This is a genomic window from Alteromonas sp. AWJ4_199, from assembly GCF_056159165.1.
This window is the reverse complement of record NZ_JBSWUR010000005.1, coordinates 29,554-46,714: the sequence shown is the minus strand read 5'-3', so window position 1 is coordinate 46,714 and position 17,161 is coordinate 29,554. Positions and strand designations below refer to the sequence as shown.

Annotated in this window: 18 protein-coding genes; 5 read left to right on the top strand and 13 right to left on the bottom strand. The window is 42.9% G+C overall.

Going from position 1 to position 17,161, the window contains the following annotated elements:
- Position 1: 1 nt before the first annotated feature.
- The 6 genes from ACXAER_RS19460 to ACXAER_RS19435 all read right to left on the bottom strand — a co-directional run bounded on the left by ACXAER_RS19460 (position 2) and on the right by ACXAER_RS19435 (position 6,870).
- Entirely contained in the window at positions 2 to 1,399 is a 1,398-nt protein-coding gene (locus ACXAER_RS19460) for a sensor histidine kinase (protein WP_474832187.1), read from the bottom strand.
- 60 nt (positions 1,400 to 1,459) lie between these two features.
- On the bottom strand, positions 1,460 to 1,741 hold the full coding sequence (locus tag ACXAER_RS19455; protein WP_474832184.1) for an EF-hand domain-containing protein: 282 nt from the start codon (positions 1,739 to 1,741) through the stop codon (positions 1,460 to 1,462).
- 294 nt (positions 1,742 to 2,035) lie between these two features.
- Positions 2,036 to 4,105, bottom strand: coding sequence for a putative bifunctional diguanylate cyclase/phosphodiesterase (locus ACXAER_RS19450; RefSeq protein WP_474832181.1), 2,070 nt, complete (start codon positions 4,103 to 4,105; stop codon positions 2,036 to 2,038).
- 163 nt (positions 4,106 to 4,268) lie between these two features.
- Positions 4,269 to 4,712: a tellurite resistance TerB family protein gene (locus tag ACXAER_RS19445; protein ID WP_474832179.1), complete on the bottom strand. Its 444-nt coding sequence runs from the start codon at positions 4,710 to 4,712 to the stop codon at positions 4,269 to 4,271.
- A 155-nt stretch (positions 4,713 to 4,867) separates the two neighbouring features.
- Complete coding sequence (locus ACXAER_RS19440; RefSeq protein ID WP_474832175.1) at positions 4,868 to 6,544, bottom strand: SpoIIE family protein phosphatase; 1,677 nt, start codon at positions 6,542 to 6,544, stop codon at positions 4,868 to 4,870.
- Positions 6,545 to 6,564: 20 nt separating this feature from the next.
- Positions 6,565 to 6,870 carry an STAS domain-containing protein gene (locus tag ACXAER_RS19435; RefSeq protein WP_474832172.1) on the bottom strand — a complete coding sequence of 102 codons (306 nt, stop codon included), beginning with the start codon at positions 6,868 to 6,870 and terminating at the stop codon, positions 6,565 to 6,567.
- A gap of 170 nt (positions 6,871 to 7,040) precedes the next feature.
- Here ACXAER_RS19435 and yciH point away from each other — a divergent pair, with 170 nt between their 5' ends.
- From yciH to pheA, 3 genes are all read left to right on the top strand, one after another.
- Entirely contained in the window at positions 7,041 to 7,373 is a 333-nt protein-coding gene (gene yciH / locus ACXAER_RS19430; RefSeq protein ID WP_474832170.1) for a stress response translation initiation inhibitor YciH, read from the top strand.
- A gap of 61 nt (positions 7,374 to 7,434) precedes the next feature.
- The gene (locus ACXAER_RS19425) at positions 7,435 to 8,235 is read left to right on the top strand and encodes a response regulator (protein WP_474832167.1); all 801 of its coding nucleotides are present in this window, start codon (positions 7,435 to 7,437) and stop codon (positions 8,233 to 8,235) included.
- A gap of 309 nt (positions 8,236 to 8,544) precedes the next feature.
- A complete protein-coding gene (pheA, locus tag ACXAER_RS19420) occupies positions 8,545 to 9,726 on the top strand; it encodes a prephenate dehydratase (protein WP_474832165.1) in 1,182 nt (393 codons plus the stop codon).
- Positions 9,727 to 9,801: 75 nt separating this feature from the next.
- Here the strand turns inward: pheA and tyrA are convergent, their stop codons facing one another.
- Together tyrA and ACXAER_RS19410 are read right to left on the bottom strand one after the other, a co-directional pair.
- Entirely contained in the window at positions 9,802 to 10,956 is a 1,155-nt protein-coding gene (tyrA, locus tag ACXAER_RS19415; protein WP_474832162.1) for a bifunctional chorismate mutase/prephenate dehydrogenase, read from the bottom strand.
- A gap of 75 nt (positions 10,957 to 11,031) precedes the next feature.
- Positions 11,032 to 12,120: a 3-deoxy-7-phosphoheptulonate synthase gene (locus ACXAER_RS19410; protein WP_474832160.1), complete on the bottom strand. Its 1,089-nt coding sequence runs from the start codon at positions 12,118 to 12,120 to the stop codon at positions 11,032 to 11,034.
- Between the two features lie 428 nt (positions 12,121 to 12,548).
- Between ACXAER_RS19410 and ACXAER_RS19405 the strand changes: the two genes are divergently transcribed.
- A complete protein-coding gene (locus ACXAER_RS19405; protein ID WP_474832157.1) occupies positions 12,549 to 13,265 on the top strand; it encodes an enoyl-CoA hydratase/isomerase family protein in 717 nt (238 codons plus the stop codon).
- 109 nt (positions 13,266 to 13,374) lie between these two features.
- Here the strand turns inward: ACXAER_RS19405 and ACXAER_RS19400 are convergent, their stop codons facing one another.
- From ACXAER_RS19400 to rpsP, 5 genes are all read right to left on the bottom strand, one after another.
- Positions 13,375 to 14,001 (bottom strand): trimeric intracellular cation channel family protein, encoded by a 627-nt coding sequence (locus ACXAER_RS19400; protein ID WP_474832155.1) that lies wholly within the window; start codon positions 13,999 to 14,001, stop codon positions 13,375 to 13,377.
- Between the two features lie 129 nt (positions 14,002 to 14,130).
- Entirely contained in the window at positions 14,131 to 14,490 is a 360-nt protein-coding gene (gene rplS, locus ACXAER_RS19395) for a 50S ribosomal protein L19 (protein WP_024015986.1), read from the bottom strand.
- Positions 14,491 to 14,508: 18 nt separating this feature from the next.
- Positions 14,509 to 15,270 carry a tRNA (guanosine(37)-N1)-methyltransferase TrmD gene (gene trmD / locus ACXAER_RS19390; protein ID WP_014948834.1) on the bottom strand — a complete coding sequence of 254 codons (762 nt, stop codon included), beginning with the start codon at positions 15,268 to 15,270 and terminating at the stop codon, positions 14,509 to 14,511.
- The gene (gene rimM / locus ACXAER_RS19385) at positions 15,271 to 15,792 is read right to left on the bottom strand and encodes a ribosome maturation factor RimM (RefSeq protein ID WP_474832153.1); all 522 of its coding nucleotides are present in this window, start codon (positions 15,790 to 15,792) and stop codon (positions 15,271 to 15,273) included.
- A gap of 23 nt (positions 15,793 to 15,815) precedes the next feature.
- Positions 15,816 to 16,067 (bottom strand): 30S ribosomal protein S16, encoded by a 252-nt coding sequence (rpsP, locus tag ACXAER_RS19380; protein ID WP_014948832.1) that lies wholly within the window; start codon positions 16,065 to 16,067, stop codon positions 15,816 to 15,818.
- 383 nt (positions 16,068 to 16,450) lie between these two features.
- On the opposite strand from rpsP, the gene ACXAER_RS19375 reads away from it, so the two are divergent.
- Positions 16,451 to 16,945, top strand: coding sequence for a hypothetical protein (locus tag ACXAER_RS19375; RefSeq protein ID WP_474832150.1), 495 nt, complete (start codon positions 16,451 to 16,453; stop codon positions 16,943 to 16,945).
- Positions 16,946 to 17,161: the final 216 nt, after the last annotated feature.

The window sequence follows — 17,161 nt, the reverse complement described above, 5'->3', positions numbered from 1 at the left end:
TTTATTTTTCCTGTTGCGGAATGGTCACTCTAAAGCAAACATCGGCATAGTCTACATCTACCACTTTTACATCACCATGCATTAGTCGAGCGCAATCGGCAACAATTGATAATCCTAACCCCGTTCCGATAACATTGTCGTTTCTTGGCTCGGTCCCGCGGATAAAAGGTTCAAACAGCGTGTGTACTGATTCCGGCGCTATGCGTTTTCCTCTGTTGGCGACGTCCAGTACAAGATTATCACTTTCAGTATAAAGGCTAATATTTATCGGCCGTCCAACTGCTCCATGTGCTACAGCATTGGACACTAGGTTATCAAGTATTCTTCTAAATAATTCCTCGTCTACATTTATTGAAGATGAGGAGATATTCACGTCTACCTCTCTATCTTGAATGGCAAGTGCGTAATCCTCTAAACAGGCTTCAACTAATTTATTTGCATTACTTTCAACAATTTTAGGCTGCGCTTGTTGTAGTAGCAGATTGTAGTCGAGTAGTTTCTCAACCAGAGTATTAAGACGCTGGGTACTTGCAGTAAGTAATGTCAGTACCTCTCGTTGAGCGTTATTTAATTCGCCTACCACGTTTTCTGATAACAAACTGCACCCTTCTTTAATGCTTGCTAGGGGTGTTTTTAGTTCGTGTGCGGCATGCCTTAATAGTGCGGTTCTGATGTGTTCTAACTGCTGTAGGCGATCATAAAGCCAATGTAAATCCTTCTCGACATCAATAAGCTCTCTCGGTGCCTGCTTAGACAACGGAGGAAGCTCACCATCGCTGCGCGCCATAATCCGGATAATCTTTTTGAGGTTATTAACGGGGTTTACAATCAGCTGGCTTCCCAGCAAGATAAGAAGAAATGACACACTAACCAGCATTGCAGTAGACCATGCTTGTTTTGCCTGCATGGCATTGAGGTCGTCCTGTTGGACCTTTACCCGCTCTGTAATAGCCGATTCTACATCGTCCCGTAACTGTTCAACACTATCTCCCACCGAAGCTAAATACGCATTGAGCAGAAGTTGATCTTCAATGGCGCGATATTCAGCGAGTTGATTGAGTTGCTCGGATAGGCGAGAACAAGTTGCAGGCACGGTAAGCGTTTGGCATAAGTTATCTGCCGCAACAGCAAACTGGTCTATTGCATTGTCAGAAAGTTGAGCAACCCTATCATTACGTAAAACGGCAAACTGCCTAATGCTGCGCTCCACATCAACTACAGCATTGTCTAGGCGCTGCATGTCACTTACAACATCAACCACAAAGCGCGTTTCGAGGGTGGTCATTTGACCTACTTTGGCTAAGTCACTTTGACTCTGCCAAAGAAGCGCAATAAGAGGAATAAGGGCCAGTACAAAACTACCTAGCGTCAACTGCCTTAGTGAACCAAGTTGTACCAAGCGTTCACCAAACGAAACCTTGTTTATCAGAACCTTACCCTCTTAAATATATTATTTTATCTACTCACTTGTGGTGAGATTTTCATTTCCTGGCGTCAGCTTGCTTTTTGCCATCTCTGTTTCAGAAAGCTTGCCGTCTTCGTTGTCGTCAATAAGTCCAAAGTTACGCAGTAGCCCTGTATGTCTAACTGCTTCTTTAAGTGAAATTAGACCATCTTTATCTACGTCTAATTTATGTATAAGCGAACGCGCTGGTGTAGCATGCGCATCGGCTACTGAAATAGCCTGTACGGCTGCAACAGCACAAAGTGCTAAGAAAACTTTTTCGAGACGTTTCATCATGAATCCTCCGCTAAACGCTTTTTAAATTCCTTCTCAATTCGACAATCGCTAATCTCCGTTGGTTACCAGCAATCAGTCATATGGATGTTACCATTAGTCTTCAATTAACCACTATATTTAATGAACTCAAACTGGTTATGCGATTTTCAGACCAAGATAAAAATCAACAATAAAAACAGAAGGTTAAAAGCATACACATTAGATTCTAGTCTGTAATCAAAAGCCAGGTGTTGCAATAAAGAAACACTGAGCGTGAACATATGTCGGCATCAATCCGACATCTTATTGCTAGCTTCAATAGAATTGCTCAGCCTTGTATTGGCAAGGGGAAGCGATGAGCTCATTGATAGGAATAGGTTTGCTGAACATGAACCCCTGAACATTGTCACAACCGTGCTCAATCAGATAGCGCCATTGTTCAAGATTTTCTATCCCTTCCGCACAAACAGAAAGTGATAGGCGTTTTGCTAAGTCAATGATAGCACCTGTCACCAGTCGACTGCGCTCTGAAGATTGGATTTCCGTTACAAACTGTCTGTCGACTTTAAGGGTATCAATATTAATTTGAGTAAGATAACTCAAAGAGGAATAGCCCGTACCAAAGTCATCAAGCGCAATCGCACATCCCATATTGCTTATGCGTCTGAAAAACTTATTGGAGAGCGAAAAGTTTTCAAGGTACGCACTTTCGGTAACTTCAAATTCGATATTCTCTGGGTTTACGTCATAAAGCATAAAGGTATTGTAGATATGATCAAACAGTTGATTACTTCTCAAATCATGGCCGGATAAATTAATAGAAGCCCTGAAAGCGCCTGTAGCCCAGCGTTTAAGATCGGGCATATCCATACACACACGATTGATGACCCATCGTGTTATGCCAGTAATCTTTCCGCCTTGTTCCGCGATTGGGATAAACTCATTAGGCATTACAAGGCCAAACTCAGGGTGCTGCCAACGAATCAATGCTTCAGCGCCAATTACATCGCCGTTGTTGTTTACTTTAACTTGGTAATAAACGACAAACTCATCGTTCGTTATGCCTTGTTCTATACCATTAGCTAGGTGCAGTTTACGCTTGTGAGATTCCACCATATCTGGCGTGAATAGCGTGTAGCTCCCCCTTCCCTTTGCTTTTGAACGATACATGGCAAGATCAGCGTTGCTCATAAGTTCGCTTAAATCATAACCGGCATCTGAAGCTGTAGCCACACCTACACTCAAGCCCACAGTAAGCGAAAGTCCTCTGAGCTCAAAGGGCTCGTCGAAGGATGTGATTAATCGCGTAGCTAAACTCTTTGCTTGATCTGCTGTCGCATCTCTATCTGGGAGTACTAGAAACTCATCGCCCCCTAAACGAGCAAACAAGTCACCGTCTCTGAGTAAGCATTGCACCCTATCTGCAACTTCTATCAAAATAAGGTCGCCGGTCTCATGTCCTAGTGAATCATTTATTCCTTTAAAGCCATCAAGGTCGAAAAACAGCAGTAATAAATCTTCGTCGTTTCTCTTTGCTCTGGCTAATTCCAGCCTAAGATTATCAAGAACAAACTGCCTATTAGGTAACCCTGTCAAACTATCAAAATTTGCAAGCCGAGACATTGTCTCTTGCTGATCGACCAAGGTTTGCCTTTGTTCAAAATTCACCAGTAATTCAACTTCAATAGCATCTAGTAGGCTATTAATATTGGTGGCAATTCTGCCAATTTCATTGGATGAATCTAGCGAGCTTCTAAGCGCGTAATCTTTGGTTTCAAATACATCTTGTGTGAACCGACCTAGAGAGGCTAGAGGCGAAATTAACCTGTACAAAACAAAGATACATACGCCAGTACACAATAGCCACAATGCGAGAAACACAGGTAACTGCTCAAGGAACTGTCGAGCGCTATTCATTGTTTGAACGCGGCTAGCGTCGATATAAATAACAATGTGCCCCATAGGGTAAAGGCTGCTACCAACAATTTGGTGGGCGACGATAACATCTTCGTAATGCGTTATGCCAAAGGGAATACTGTTTGGCGACTTAGGTACTAGAGCGTTGCTTATTTCAAGCAACCTCTCGGGCTGAACGGTAGAAATAACGTTATAATTATTGTCGTAAAGAGTCGCTGTTAAAAGGTACTCGTGTTCTTTTACTGGCTGAAAAAGCGCAGAAAGTAAAGTGACGTTACCAGGGTTTCTTTCCATCATCACAGATAGCTGTAGCGCAAGGGAATTACTTAAATCGGCGGTGTTGTTTTTCACTACCTCTATTACATACTCGCTATTATCTAATCTATTAATAATAGCGATAGATATGATTAAGACAGCCGAAGATAAGGCAACGGCAAATCCAATGGGGACTTTCAATGTTTTAAACACAAGTGTGTCCTTGCTTACTACCTTGATTCAAGCGATACATGCAAGGTTGACGATTCCCTTAGCACAGCCACTTTTTTATTATTTTGACTGCAATAGTATGTCACGGACTACAAAATTAAAAATGGATTTTTAAAGGTACTCATTTAATTGGAGCCAATGTTGATTATTTGGTAGCTTCAACGACTTCAAGTTTCGTTTTAATGAACTGGCTGTGAGGAACATACAACAAATCTGCGATTTGTCTAATTGTACTTTCTTCCAGTGGCGCTAGCGACTTATCTGCGTATGCTATAACCCAAAGACTTTTAATGACGCTCACTTTTTCCTCTGCGGAGTAATGTTTATTAAGAACTTGAGTAAAGTGAACGAGGTCGACTGCATCATCCGCCGTTTGCTGCCCTCGTTTTAATAAAAGTACCATTGTCTCATCTTCGACATTAACCAGATGTTTAAGCTGCTTTTCATATTCTTCTTTTTCAGTTTCGGTCACCTGATTATCTGCGTTAACCAGTTCGCTAAGCAGTGCAGCGGTGGCGAGTTCTATAGAATAAGCAGGTTCCGCTTTTTTGTGGGACTCTTCAAAGAGTTTTAGAAAAGATTTCAGCATACGTCCTCGGGTCTAACGTTATAGTAATACAGTTTTCAACTAAGGAAACTGAGTATTCAGATAATTCTTACTGAGAGGAAGGAGATTTCGATTAGCTGTCGTAATAATTGGATAACTATGGGTAATAAAGCTAAAACATACTGACTGGCTAATGGCTAACTTCGGGTGTTTAACAGACAGGTGACTTTACTTCCGTTCTTATCAAACCACACTCGCTCACATAGTGTATTAACAAGGGGTATACCGCGACCGTAACACTCATCATTAGATGAGCGAGCCCCAGCTAAATGGGTTTTATTGTCCCACTTAAATCCTTGCCCGCTATCTTCAACCGAGAGTAACACTTCATTTTGTTCAGGCAACGATTCTACTCTTATGATGATTCGGCCATGGTTTAATTGTTCTAATGACGCTTCTCGCATCTCATAATATTGCTGGAAGCCCATGCTGTCTTGTTTTAGCCTGGACTCGAGTTTCAAGAGACCGTGCTCAAGTGCGTTGTTAAAAAGCTCTGACAACACGGTATATAAGATAGAACGGATATTTTGTATACCCTCACACTGCCCTACTAACTGAAGAACGCGTTGAAGAACATCGGGTTCCTTCAGGTGGAGTGCATCGAGAACAATTTCATGCACCGATGGAAATGCTTTTGCTGCTTGGCTATGCAAGGCCATTTCAATCGGTTTTGAAGTAAATATAACTACGGTCACATCATCGTAGAATGCCGAAGTTTCACAGCACTCTTTCGCCCTTTTAAACAAAGACTTAGCATCAATAGCACTACTCTTTGTCATTTGCTCTTTTATTATGTCGACTAACCCATCCTCCAGCAACATATCACCATCGTCATTGGCAATCTCTATCAGCCCGTCGCTGCATACAATTAATTGTTCATTATGGCCCAAATGAATCGTGTCAGTATCCGTATTTAGCTCATGTTCTTGCAAAATACCCAAAGCCATATGACGAGAGATGAATTTACGCAGCCCCGCATTCGATGCAGCAGGAACAATGACCGCAGGCATGCCCCCTTGCCATAAAGTTATGCGATTTCCTCCCGCATTAATCTCACCAACAACAGCTGCCATAAACATATCACCAGGCAAAAACTTAATGAGGATTTGATTTAGTTCACTAACAATCTCAGATATTGATACGCCCTGTTGACTTAGCTCTTGAAACACACGAGTAACGGGTAACGCACCAATAGCCGAAGCAAGACCGTGTCCAGTAAAGTCCCCCACAATGAAATAAATGCCCCCACTAGGGCTTGCTTCGCATAAGAATAAATCGCCGTTAAAGGTTTCGGCAGGTTGAAGAAAGCAATCGAAATGCGCCTGCACTTCCGGGTGGTTAACTATGGCATGACTGAAAATATGCTCAACAATGGCGTGTTCCCGTGCCACCCTTTGATTAAAAAGCCGCAGGCTCTTGTTCTGTTGTTCTACGTGCTCACTTAACACACGTATTTTTAAGTGCGCCCGGATTTTTGCAATTAAGATATGACGGTCAAAAGGTTTTGTAGCAAAATCGTTACCCCCTACTTCTAAACAGCGCACTAGACTGTCTTTGTCCTCTAGGGCAGTGATAAACAAAATAGGAAGATAAGGCCCTTTTGCAAGTTTACGGATTTTTGGAGCAACATCAAAACCAGACAATCCAGGCATAACAACATCGAGCAAAACCAAATCTGGCTGCTCTTCAATAAATGTTTCAATCGCCTCTTTACCATCCACTGCTTCAACACATTCTGTATAGCCGGCGTTATACAGCATGTTGGTCAAAAGAGTACGGTTGATAGCCTCGTCATCAACAATGAGGATTTTCAACAGAAAAAGTCCTATTCAGGCTACTTAATTTCGAACTTTTTATCGAACCGGGATATTTTGAGAATTTTTGCCACCTGAGGTCTGGCGTTCTCAATACTGTAGGAGAGTTCTTTGTCTGCCAATGTTTTCTGCATATTCAATAGCATGCCTAGTGCTGAGCTATCCATATACTCGGTACGAGACAAGTCTACAGCGATATGAGTTGCACCGTCATTTAGTTCGCTGTATGCGTTTCTAAAATCTTCAACTTTACTGAAGTCAAATTTTGTTCCTACATCGATTACCAATACTTTCCCTTGATTCTGGTAGCTTGACGTTATTTCCATATGCTTTCCTTAAAATGTCAGCAGAAATGCTTCAATACATGCTTTTAACTTTGCTATCCTTATCTTAGTTGAACTTTATTACATCGCCATTAAGAAGTGCTTAAACTTTCGTATGATGAAGTTTTAACAAGCATAATAAGGGTGGTTTTACGGATTTTATTGAGGTATCTATGCAAGATTGGCAAGACGCTCTTTTGGTCTACAGTACAGAGAGCGGCAAAATAAAGCCTGAGCAAAAATCAGAGCAACGTTCAGTTTCTTCAGACGGCGTAGTTCGTATTCACAGAGAAACGAAAGGTCGCAAAGGAAAAGGCGTGTCGTTAATTAAGGGGCTAGACCTTCCTTCTGACGAACTAAAGAAACTTGGCTCAGAATTAAAAAAGAAATGCGGTTGCGGCGGAGCAGTAAAAGACGGCGTCATTGAAGTACAAACTGATGACAGAGAAAAACTGCGCTCGCTGCTAACTGACAAAGGGTACAAAGTTAAGCTTGCGGGTGGTTAGTGATTGAAAACCACTTGTACGCTCTCACTTTTTCATAAACATATAACAAAAAGAGTCTGAAATGGAAAAGCTGTCAATTTCTGATTTACACATTATTTTGGTTGAACCATCTGACACACAACGAAAAATTATCACTACGTTGCTGTTGAAAGAAAACGTTAAGGAAATTGACCCAGTCAGTACCCTTTCCGAAGCCCGTTCAGCGGTTAAAGCCCATGGCGCCGACTTAATAGTTAGTGCTATGTATTATGAAGATGGAACTGCGCTGGAACTTCTAAAATTTATCAAAGAGGATGACGCATTTAAAAGCATTCCATTTATGCTCGTCTCTAGTGAAAATCGATTGAGTAAATTGGAAGAATTCAAACAGGCGGGTGTCGCAGCAATTCTTCCTAAACCTTTCGAGCCTCTTCATTTATCACGTGCCTTAAATGCGAGTCTCGACCTTATCAACCACGATGAGTTAGAACTTGAATTGTTTGATGTGCAAGACGTTCGCGTTCTGCTTGTTGATGACAGTAAACTTGCTCGGAATCATATTAGACGAGTACTCGAAGGAATGGGACTACAGCGAATCCAAGAAGCTGAAAATGGCGCAGCTGCGCTTACTTTGATAAAAGACCAAGCTTTCGACCTAGTGGTTACCGACTACAATATGCCTGAAATGGACGGTCGAGAACTGTCTGAATTCATTCGCTTTAATCCAGAGACCACACATATCCCTATTATTATGGTGACATCTGAATCGGCAGACAGTGCCCATATGGCCAACATTCAGCAAACCGGTGTAAATGCATTGTGTGACAAGCCTTTTGAGCCAAATGAAGTACGCCAAATGCTGTCAGCGCTGTTAGGTAATTAGCCTTCACAGCATGCTTTTTTAAACGAATGCTACATATCGTGAAACTGCGCGATGTGTAGCAAACTTATTTTTAGTTCTTTTTCAAGACCCTCATATCAAAAACAACTATACATTTTGTAAAAATGGGTTGACACACATAGGGGTTCGACATACATTCAGATTCATGAAACAGATAATAAAGCACGTAGTATTTTTCTTTTTTGCGTTTACATCCTTTTATTAGGGAGGCGCAGCTACATGCATGAAAACCTCCCACTTGGGAGGTTTTTTTTTAGCAACATTTATTTATAAGATACGCACGGGAATGATATGTCAGAAAATGCATTAGATACTGTTAGAGAGCGCATTACCGCTCTTGACAGTGAATTACTTACATTACTCTCAGAACGCAGAAAGTTAACCAACGAAGTGGCTGAGACGAAAATAAAGCACCACATTCCTGTAAGAGATCAAAAGCGTGAAGAACAGCTATTAGTGCGGTTAATAAAAGAAGGGCAAAGCATTGGTTTAGATCCTCATTACGTAACACAGATTTTTCACGTTATTATTGAAGATTCAGTTTTGAACCAGCAGGCCATGCTTGCCGAGCGCGCGAACCCTGGCAGCACACTACCGTTAAACCGAGTAGCGTTCCTAGGCGACAAAGGCTCTTACTCATACCTTGCTACACAGAAATATTTTTCACGTAGACCTGGAGAGCTGTTAGAAATTGGCTGCCAAAGCTTCGCTGAAATTATTCATAAAGTAGAGAGTACAGAAGCCGATTACGCGGTGCTGCCCATTGAAAATACAACCTCTGGCAGTATCAATGAAGTGTACGACCAACTTCAGCACACACAGCTAAGCATTATTGGTGAGCTTACCCACCCTATCCGCCATACTTTATTAGTGGGAACCAATACCAGCATCGATAAAATTAAGACGCTATATGCACACCCTCAGGTGTTTACCCAATGCAGCCATTTCTTAGCCGAGCTAGGTAACGTTGAAGTAAAGACTATGGACAGCACAAGCTCTGCCATGTTGACGGTTAGCGAACTTCAGCGCGACGACGTAGCGGCGATTGGAAGTGAAGCAGGCGGTAATCTTTACGGACTGATGGCGATTAAGAGTAACTTAGCTAATCAAAAAGAAAATCACAGCCGCTTTATTGTTGTTGCTCGTAATCCAGTGGTGGTTCCGCTTCAAGTACCAGCTAAAACAACCCTTGTTATGTCAACCATTCAGAAGCCAGGTGCACTTGTTGAAGCGCTACTTGTGCTTAGAGAAAACAGCATTAATATGACTAAGCTTGAATCGCGGCCAATACCCGGTAATCCTTGGGAAGAAATGTTCTATATTGATGTGGAAGGCAACGTAGAAGACGGCCCCGTACAAAACGCCCTTGATTCATTGCGCGGTATTACGCGCTACATCAAAGTGCTGGGATGTTACCCAAGTGAGGAAATTAGCCCAACTAAAGTAGCGGCGGCAAGTGCACTGACTGAATAATACAAGAAAGGCGAGCTCTGAAGTGGCCTTATAAAGTTGGACTCACTAGCTCGCCTTTTTACTCATTCATTGAGTTTACTTATCCCTTAAGAGCTGACCGTCATCTGCTTTTAACAACATCTGTTTGCTGTCTACTAAGCACTTCTTCGCATAGTCCCCGAACCACGCGCCGACTTTCATAAACTGTTCTACAAACTCTTTTTTATCGCCATTTTCAAGTAATGATAATGCAATTCCGAAGCGTTCATAAAAGCGGCGTAGCAACGCAAAGTTATCAGGGTTATTGAAGATAATATCGGCATACAGTTGTGGCGATTGGGCAAACAGTCTTCCAACCATTGCCAGCTCTAAACGATATATTGGAGAGCTAAACATGGTCAGGGATTCAAGGTTAGGATCTTCACCTTTCAAATGTTGCCCGTATACAAAGGTGTTGAAGTGGCGCATGACCTGAATATACGCCATAGCTTGATCGTGCTCTTGCGCGCTGGAGTCGTGAACTGTGGCACCCCAAATTCGCATTTGTTCAATCAGCCAACTGTACTTGTCGCTGTCACGACCATCACACACTACGACTACCTGCTTAATCATGCCTGGCGCATCGGGGCCAAACATAGGGTGTAACCCAACGACAGGGCCACTGTGTACGGCAAGCATCGCCTCTAAAGGCTTAGCTTTAATACTGGTTATATCTGCGAGCACACAATCTTTTGGTAGCATAGTTAGCTTGCTGATCACGGCTTCTGTTAAGTTTATAGGTACAGCTACGACGACCAATGAAGCATAACTTAACAAAGATGCTGCCCTACCACTTTCCCAGTCGTCTTTTTCCACAACTGAAACATTGTAGTTACTTCGTTCGAACAAGCTCACAAACACACGACCAAGCGCCCCTGCTCCACCTATGACAACAACGTTGTCGACATCAGGTTTCACACAGCGGTATTTGTTGTTCTGCGTATGGTAAGACTCTCGCATTACGCGGCGTAAAAGGTCTTCAGTAAGTTCGGGAGAAACCCCTAGCGCTTCAGCCTGAGCGCGGCGAGACGCGATCAACGCTTTCTCGCGCTCTGGCACGTAAACAGGCATGCCTGCTTCGGCCTTAATTTGACCGACTTGGGTGGTAATTTTATTGCGTTTTGCGAGTAACTCGACAAGCTGGGAATCCAGCTCGTCGATACCTTCTCGCAGCGTATCTAACTGTTTTAAGTGCTGCGATAAATCGGCCATTCTGTCTTATCCTTGAATCAAATGGCACGGGGCTTATGGGCAATATTTATATTGCCCATTAGGCGTCATTTCTTACTAGGCCACCGTGCGCTTATTTTGGCGTAAGGGTAACACAGTTATTAATTTATCTCTGGTTTGAGAGATTAAGTTTTCTGTTGTTTCCCAATCGATACAACCGTCTGTAATTGAAACACCGTACTCTAGCTCTTCAGGTTTCTTGCCTTCTGCTTTTTGATTACCAGGTTTCAAATGACTTTCCAGCATAACGCCAATAATAGACTGGTTGCCTTCTAATATTTGATTGACCACGTTCTGAGCAACCAACGGCTGACGGCGATAATCTTTCGAGGAGTTTGCATGGCTGCAATCAACTACCAAACCTGCTGTCAGACCCGCACCCTGTAGCTCAATTTCACATTCTGATACGCATACAGAGTCATAATTTGGCTGTTTTCCACCGCGAAGAATGATATGACCGTCTGGATTACCGCTGGTACCGATAATACTTACCTGGCCTTGCTTGTTAATTCCCATAAAACGGTGGCCCGACGCTGCAGATTTAAGCGCGTTAATAGCAATATCCAAGCTTCCATCTGTTCCGTTTTTAAAACCTACCGGCATAGAAAGGCCGCTGGCCATCTCACGGTGAGTTTGCGATTCAGAGGTACGCGCACCAATAGCCGCCCAGCTAAATAGCTCAGCGAGGTATTGCGGACTAATAGGATCTAACGCTTCCGTCGCAACGGGTAACTCTAGTTCAGCTAACCAAATTAAAAGCTCTCTTGCTTTGCGAAGACCTGTTTCAATATCAAACGTACCGTCGATATGAGGGTCGTTGATTAAACCTTTCCAACCAGTCGTGGTACGCGGCTTTTCGAAGTAGACGCGCATTACGATAAATAATGTGTCTTTGCATGACTCGTGAAGTTCTTTGAGTTTAAGCGCATATTCTTTAGCTGCTTCAATGTCATGTATCGAGCATGGTCCACACACTACGAGTAGTCGATGGTCTCGGCGATGAATGATGTCAGATACGATTTTTCTAGACTCAGAAATAGCCTCTAACGCTTTGTCTGAAACAGGCAGTTCAGCACTAAGCGCTTCTGGGGTAATAAGTACGTCTTCTGTACTTACGTGAACATTATTAACGGTGTCCTTGATCATGGGAGCTCTCTTACTCTCTTAACTACAAATAAAAACGGAAAATTAAACGCCAAAAGAGTGTGCAATCTGCATGTAAACTTTATTGTACAACCAGCTTTTTCTATATTTCTTTAACGTCATTGACTTTTTAACAATTTAAGAATAATAGCGCAAGCAATAACGAATAATACTTTAATCTAGGGTAGATTCGAAGTGAATGAACATGACTGAATGGCAATAGCGCGCACTGCTAGTCCACTTTTTAACCAGCAGTGAGGTTTATTCAACATAACCTCTTTGGCCAAGCACTTTGTATCTGTAATGTATGTTTGAGCGTCCGATCCCCCCGAAGATTTAATGAGATAATTGACCAACATAAATAAGCTAAATTTCTCATCTATCGACAGACTTCGGTATCATAGCGTCATTAGAATAAAAACGAGAAAACGATGCAAAATTTAGCCCTCACGTACACTGGTAATGTCGCTATTCTAACCATGAAAAATGGTGAAAACCGTCATAATCCTCTCTTTGCAAAAGAGATGCTTTCAGCGTTAGAAACCATCGAGCAAAATGAGAGCTGTAAAGCGCTAGTGCTCACGTCAAACGATGAGAAATGCTTTAGTCTAGGTATAGACACAGACTGGCTTATGCCGGCAATGAAAACGGGCCGTACTGAAGAAATAAAGCAGTTCATGCATGACATGGACGAGGTATTCAAAACGCTGTTACTTTACCCCCTCCCTGTTATAGCGGCTATCAATGGTCACGCTTTTGGCAATGGTGCGATTTTGGCGTGCGCTTGCGACTTCAGGTTTATGCGTTCAGATAAAGGGTTTTTCTGTTTTCCGGAAGTCGACTTATCTATTCCCTTTTTACCCGGAATGATTGAGTTTGTTAAAAAGGCGATGCCTTATTATAGGTTGAACGAAATGAAGCTTTCAGGAAGACGGGTTTCCGGTAAAGAATTAGAGCAAGATCATGTGGTAGAGAAAGCATACGATAGCCAAGAAAGTTTGCTAGAAGGGGCACTTAATTACGCTAAAACCTTCGATAAGAAGCGAGGCATATTTGGCGAACACAAAAAACGTCTGCACAGACATATTATCGATACTATCGACAGCGAAAATAAGCCTTTAATAGAAGCACTTTCACTTATGGCGTAGTTATTTATGCGGGACTGGTATTAATTCTTATAAGGCTGTGTATACCGAGAAGTAAACGCAGCCTTACGAAGTAAAATTTATACACGAACTTGCATATTACTATTTTCTCTCAATGCTTTGGCGTCCGTTTTCTGAACAAATCCACATTCACTCCCCAATGAAGTGACGCTATCCGCAATAAAACGGTTACGCCAACAGAGCCCAAAATGCACCAGATATAAGGAATATCTACTGCAAATAGCGCAGCATATGTTAGCCCTCCAGCAAAGCATGCACTCGCATAGACATCACCACGCATAACATAAGGCATTTCTCGGCACACCACGTCCCTCATCAAACCACCGAAGATGCCTGTGGTCATTCCCATAGTTAGTGCGACAATCATCCCAGTGCCGCTGATCAAGGCTTTTTCAATGCCTATGACATTAAATATGGCAAGCCCTATTGTATCAATTAGAATGAAGTAAAGGTTTGAAGGGGATGGGAAGTGACGTATTAATATCACTGTGACGAAGATCGCACTGTAAGTCGCTAGAAGGTATTCGGAGGATTCTACCCAGAATATAGGTTTCCCCAAAAGTAAATCTCTTAGCGTGCCGCCGCCGAGCGCCGTCATAACCCCCACAACTACTATTCCAAAACCATTAATATTCTTTTCGTGTCCTAGCAGTGCCCCGGAAATAGCAAAGAAGGCAACACCAATAATGCCTAGCACAATAAAATAATCTGAGCTCATTCTTTACTCTATTAAGAAACGTTAATGTTTGTATTGAGCAATGAAGAAAAAAGATCGAATTTCACGCACAAAAAAGCCCGCTTAACGCGGGCTTTTTCGAAGTTAACAATAACGCAAGGATTAGTAATCTTAGTTAAGCTTCTCTTTGATACGTGCAGATTTACCTGAACGCTCACGTAGATAGTAAAGCTTAGCACGACGAACCGCACCGCGACGTTTCACTTCAATTGAAGAAACTGCCGGGCTGTGTGTTTGGAACACACGCTCAACGCCTTCGCCGCTAGAAATTTTACGCACGGTAAAAGACGAGTGCAGACCACGGTTACGTTTAGCGATAACAACACCTTCATAAGCCTGAAGACGCTCTTTGTCACCTTCGGTAACGCGAACTTTAACAACTACTGTGTCACCTGGACCAAACGCAGGAACATCAGTCTTTAGCTGTGCTTCTTCGATTTTTTTGATGATATCTTGACTGACTTTGCTCATCATATCCTCTCGTCCTAGTTAACTGTCATCTTGCTGCAGTTGCGCTTGGAATAATTCAAGCAAACGCTGCTGCTCCTCAGTCAGAGCTAGGTGATTTAACAATTCAGGGCGACGCTGCCAGGTTCTACCTAATGATTGCATCAATCGCCACTGCCTAATTTTTTCATGGTCCCCACTTAACAACACGTCAGGTACCTTTTGACCATCGAGTATTTCGGGCCGCGTATAGTGCGGGCAATCCAAAAGACCGTCAGTGAAAGAATCTTCAACTGCTGAAGCTTTATGCCCCAACACGCCAGGAACTAATCGAGCAACCGCGTCCATAAGGACCATTGCTGGTAGCTCACCGCCGCTTAGCACGTAATCACCAATAGAGACTTCTTCATCTACATGGCTTTCAATTACTCGCTCGTCGATACCTTCATATCGGCCGCAAATTAAAATTGTGCGGTCAATGTTAGCAAGGCGCTGTACGCCTGCTTGGTCAAGGGGTTTCCCTTGTGGTGATAAGTAGATCACCTTACTTTTTTCGCCGCCAACTTTCTTGGCAGCTTGTATTGCGTCGGTTAGCGGTTTTACCATCATCAGCATACCGGGTCCGCCTCCGTAGGGGCGATCGTCTACTGTACGATGGCGATCATGTGTAAAGTCACGGGGGTTGAAGGTGTCAACCGATAACGTTCCAGACTTAACTGCTCGACCTATCACACCCTGTTGGGTAAAAGGGGCAAACATATCTGGAAACAGGCTAACAACGCCGAACCACTTTTCCGGTGTCACTTAAAACCCCGGGTCCCAGTCAACTTTAATGACCTTCGCTTCCTTATCCACCTCTTGTACGACTTCGTCGAACACAAAAGGCAATAGTCTTTCTTTTTGACCAAAAGCGTCGCCTACATTTGCTTTAACGTGAATCACGTCGTTAGCACCTGTATTAAACACTTCTTTCACCACACCCAAGTCGTAACCTTGCGTTGTTACTACTTTCATGCCGGTGAGCTCACGCCAATAAACCCCTTCGTCGCCTAAATCAGGCAGCTGTGAAGCATTTATGTTGATATCCAAGTTTTTGATGCGCTCTGCATCATCTCGACTATCAACGCCCATAATTTTTGCAACGAGGCTTTTACCGTGCGGTCGCCACTGGTCAATTTGGTACTCTTTTTCTTCGCCAAGAAACCAAGGCGTGTACTCAAAAATACCTTCTGGCGTTTCTGTATAGCTGTTGATTTTGACCCAACCTTTAACACCGTACGGTGCGCCAATTTTGCCAACAATCACTTTGTCAGACGCTAGACTCATCTATACCACCAGTTAATAACAGCTTACGCTGCAGATTTTTTCGCTTCTTTTACCAAGCTAGAAACGCGATCTGATAAGCTCGCGCCTACGCCAACCCAGTATTCAACACGCTCTAGATCTACGCGAAGACGTTCCGCTTGACCTTGTGCAGTTGGGTTGAAGAAACCGATGTTTTCAATGAAACGACCGTTTCTTGCACGACGGCTATCAGCCACCACTAGTTGATAAAATGGACGCTTTTTCGCGCCACCACGCTGTAAACGAATAGTAACCATAAATGCCTCAAACTCGTTGTAGCGTTACCGTTAACTTAAGCCTTCAAACTACGACTAAAAATTAGACGCCAATTAGAAGGCCGCCGAATTATACGGATATCGCCACCCAATGCAAGTAAAAACCTGACTTTTCCTGTGTTTAGTTAGGCTTTTATTTATAAGAGCATTACTGACGCCGAAATGAGTTTATAACTAACCTATTTCTCGTAAATTTCTGTTAAACATACGATTCTGGTGTATGGTTAATAGTGCACAGGTTTGTTGTGCTAATTGAACAGCCACATGCAGTTTTAAGGATGGCTGCTTAAGATAAGGTTAATTTTAACTAAAGCTTTTGTCTGTCGTAGACATCAGTTTTGGTTTCACGGAGAAGGATTATTCAAATGAAATTGCCATCGCTCTTACTCGCTACTGCCATTGCTCCTCTTTTCGCTTGTACATCTGTATCGGATGTCATTGACCAACAAGCTAACGTTCAACCCAATGAAGCACGTATAGATTTTTTCGCGAATCGCGGCGAAGCTTTTGACAACAAGCGAGAGTACGTAAAACTAATGTGCTTTAATCAGCGTCCAACAAATGCATCAGCGCTGCGGGACGTTGAAGAAGGAGAACATGTTCTATTTGTTCGCGCTATTGTTGTAAATACTGATCTTACTGAAGGTAACACGCGAGAGGCTATTGTTCGACTCGATGCAAATCTAGAGGGCGGTAAGCGATACTCCCTTAACCAGACCCGCGACAACCGCGATATGAAAATATGGCTCCAAGAGACGGATACTGGCGTTCCTGTTAGTGAAATTGTAACAACCCGAGTTGAATACCCAAAATCGGTGGGAGATTTACGCCTTGAACAATGCAAGGAAGGCACAGTTTAAAGAAGAGGCTTCTCGCTAGCGCCCGCCTTCTATCATACTAGTCACGCCAAATGACGCAGGGTTGCGCTTGCGTCTTTACCTACCCCAAACAAGTAAATTTTTCTCTCAACTAAACGCTTCGCGTATTTTATTCACTACTTCTTTTGTTCATTTGATTCTCATCCCAGCGTAAATACTGTCGCTGTAGTCGCATTGGTTACGTCCAATGTACACGCT

What these genes read in the sequence shown, in the direction of transcription:
- ACXAER_RS19400 (WP_474832155.1), bottom strand. Translation starts at nt 14,001, where the DNA reads ATGAGCTCAGATTATTTTATTGTGCTAGGCATTATTGGTGTTGCCTTC.
- yciH (WP_474832170.1), top strand. Translation starts at nt 7,041, where the DNA reads ATGCAAGATTGGCAAGACGCTCTTTTGGTCTACAGTACAGAGAGCGGC.
- ACXAER_RS19405 (WP_474832157.1), top strand. Translation starts at nt 12,549, where the DNA reads ATGCAAAATTTAGCCCTCACGTACACTGGTAATGTCGCTATTCTAACC.
- tyrA (WP_474832162.1), bottom strand. Translation starts at nt 10,956, where the DNA reads ATGGCCGATTTATCGCAGCACTTAAAACAGTTAGATACGCTGCGAGAA.
- ACXAER_RS19455 (WP_474832184.1), bottom strand. Translation starts at nt 1,741, where the DNA reads ATGATGAAACGTCTCGAAAAAGTTTTCTTAGCACTTTGTGCTGTTGCA.
- pheA (WP_474832165.1), top strand. Translation starts at nt 8,545, where the DNA reads ATGTCAGAAAATGCATTAGATACTGTTAGAGAGCGCATTACCGCTCTT.
- ACXAER_RS19425 (WP_474832167.1), top strand. Translation starts at nt 7,435, where the DNA reads ATGGAAAAGCTGTCAATTTCTGATTTACACATTATTTTGGTTGAACCA.
- ACXAER_RS19410 (WP_474832160.1), bottom strand. Translation starts at nt 12,120, where the DNA reads ATGATCAAGGACACCGTTAATAATGTTCACGTAAGTACAGAAGACGTA.
- ACXAER_RS19375 (WP_474832150.1), top strand. Translation starts at nt 16,451, where the DNA reads ATGAAATTGCCATCGCTCTTACTCGCTACTGCCATTGCTCCTCTTTTC.
- ACXAER_RS19445 (WP_474832179.1), bottom strand. Translation starts at nt 4,712, where the DNA reads ATGCTGAAATCTTTTCTAAAACTCTTTGAAGAGTCCCACAAAAAAGCG.
- rimM (WP_474832153.1), bottom strand. Translation starts at nt 15,792, where the DNA reads ATGAGTCTAGCGTCTGACAAAGTGATTGTTGGCAAAATTGGCGCACCG.
- ACXAER_RS19435 (WP_474832172.1), bottom strand. Translation starts at nt 6,870, where the DNA reads ATGGAAATAACGTCAAGCTACCAGAATCAAGGGAAAGTATTGGTAATC.
- rplS (WP_024015986.1), bottom strand. Translation starts at nt 14,490, where the DNA reads ATGAGCAAAGTCAGTCAAGATATCATCAAAAAAATCGAAGAAGCACAG.
- rpsP (WP_014948832.1), bottom strand. Translation starts at nt 16,067, where the DNA reads ATGGTTACTATTCGTTTACAGCGTGGTGGCGCGAAAAAGCGTCCATTT.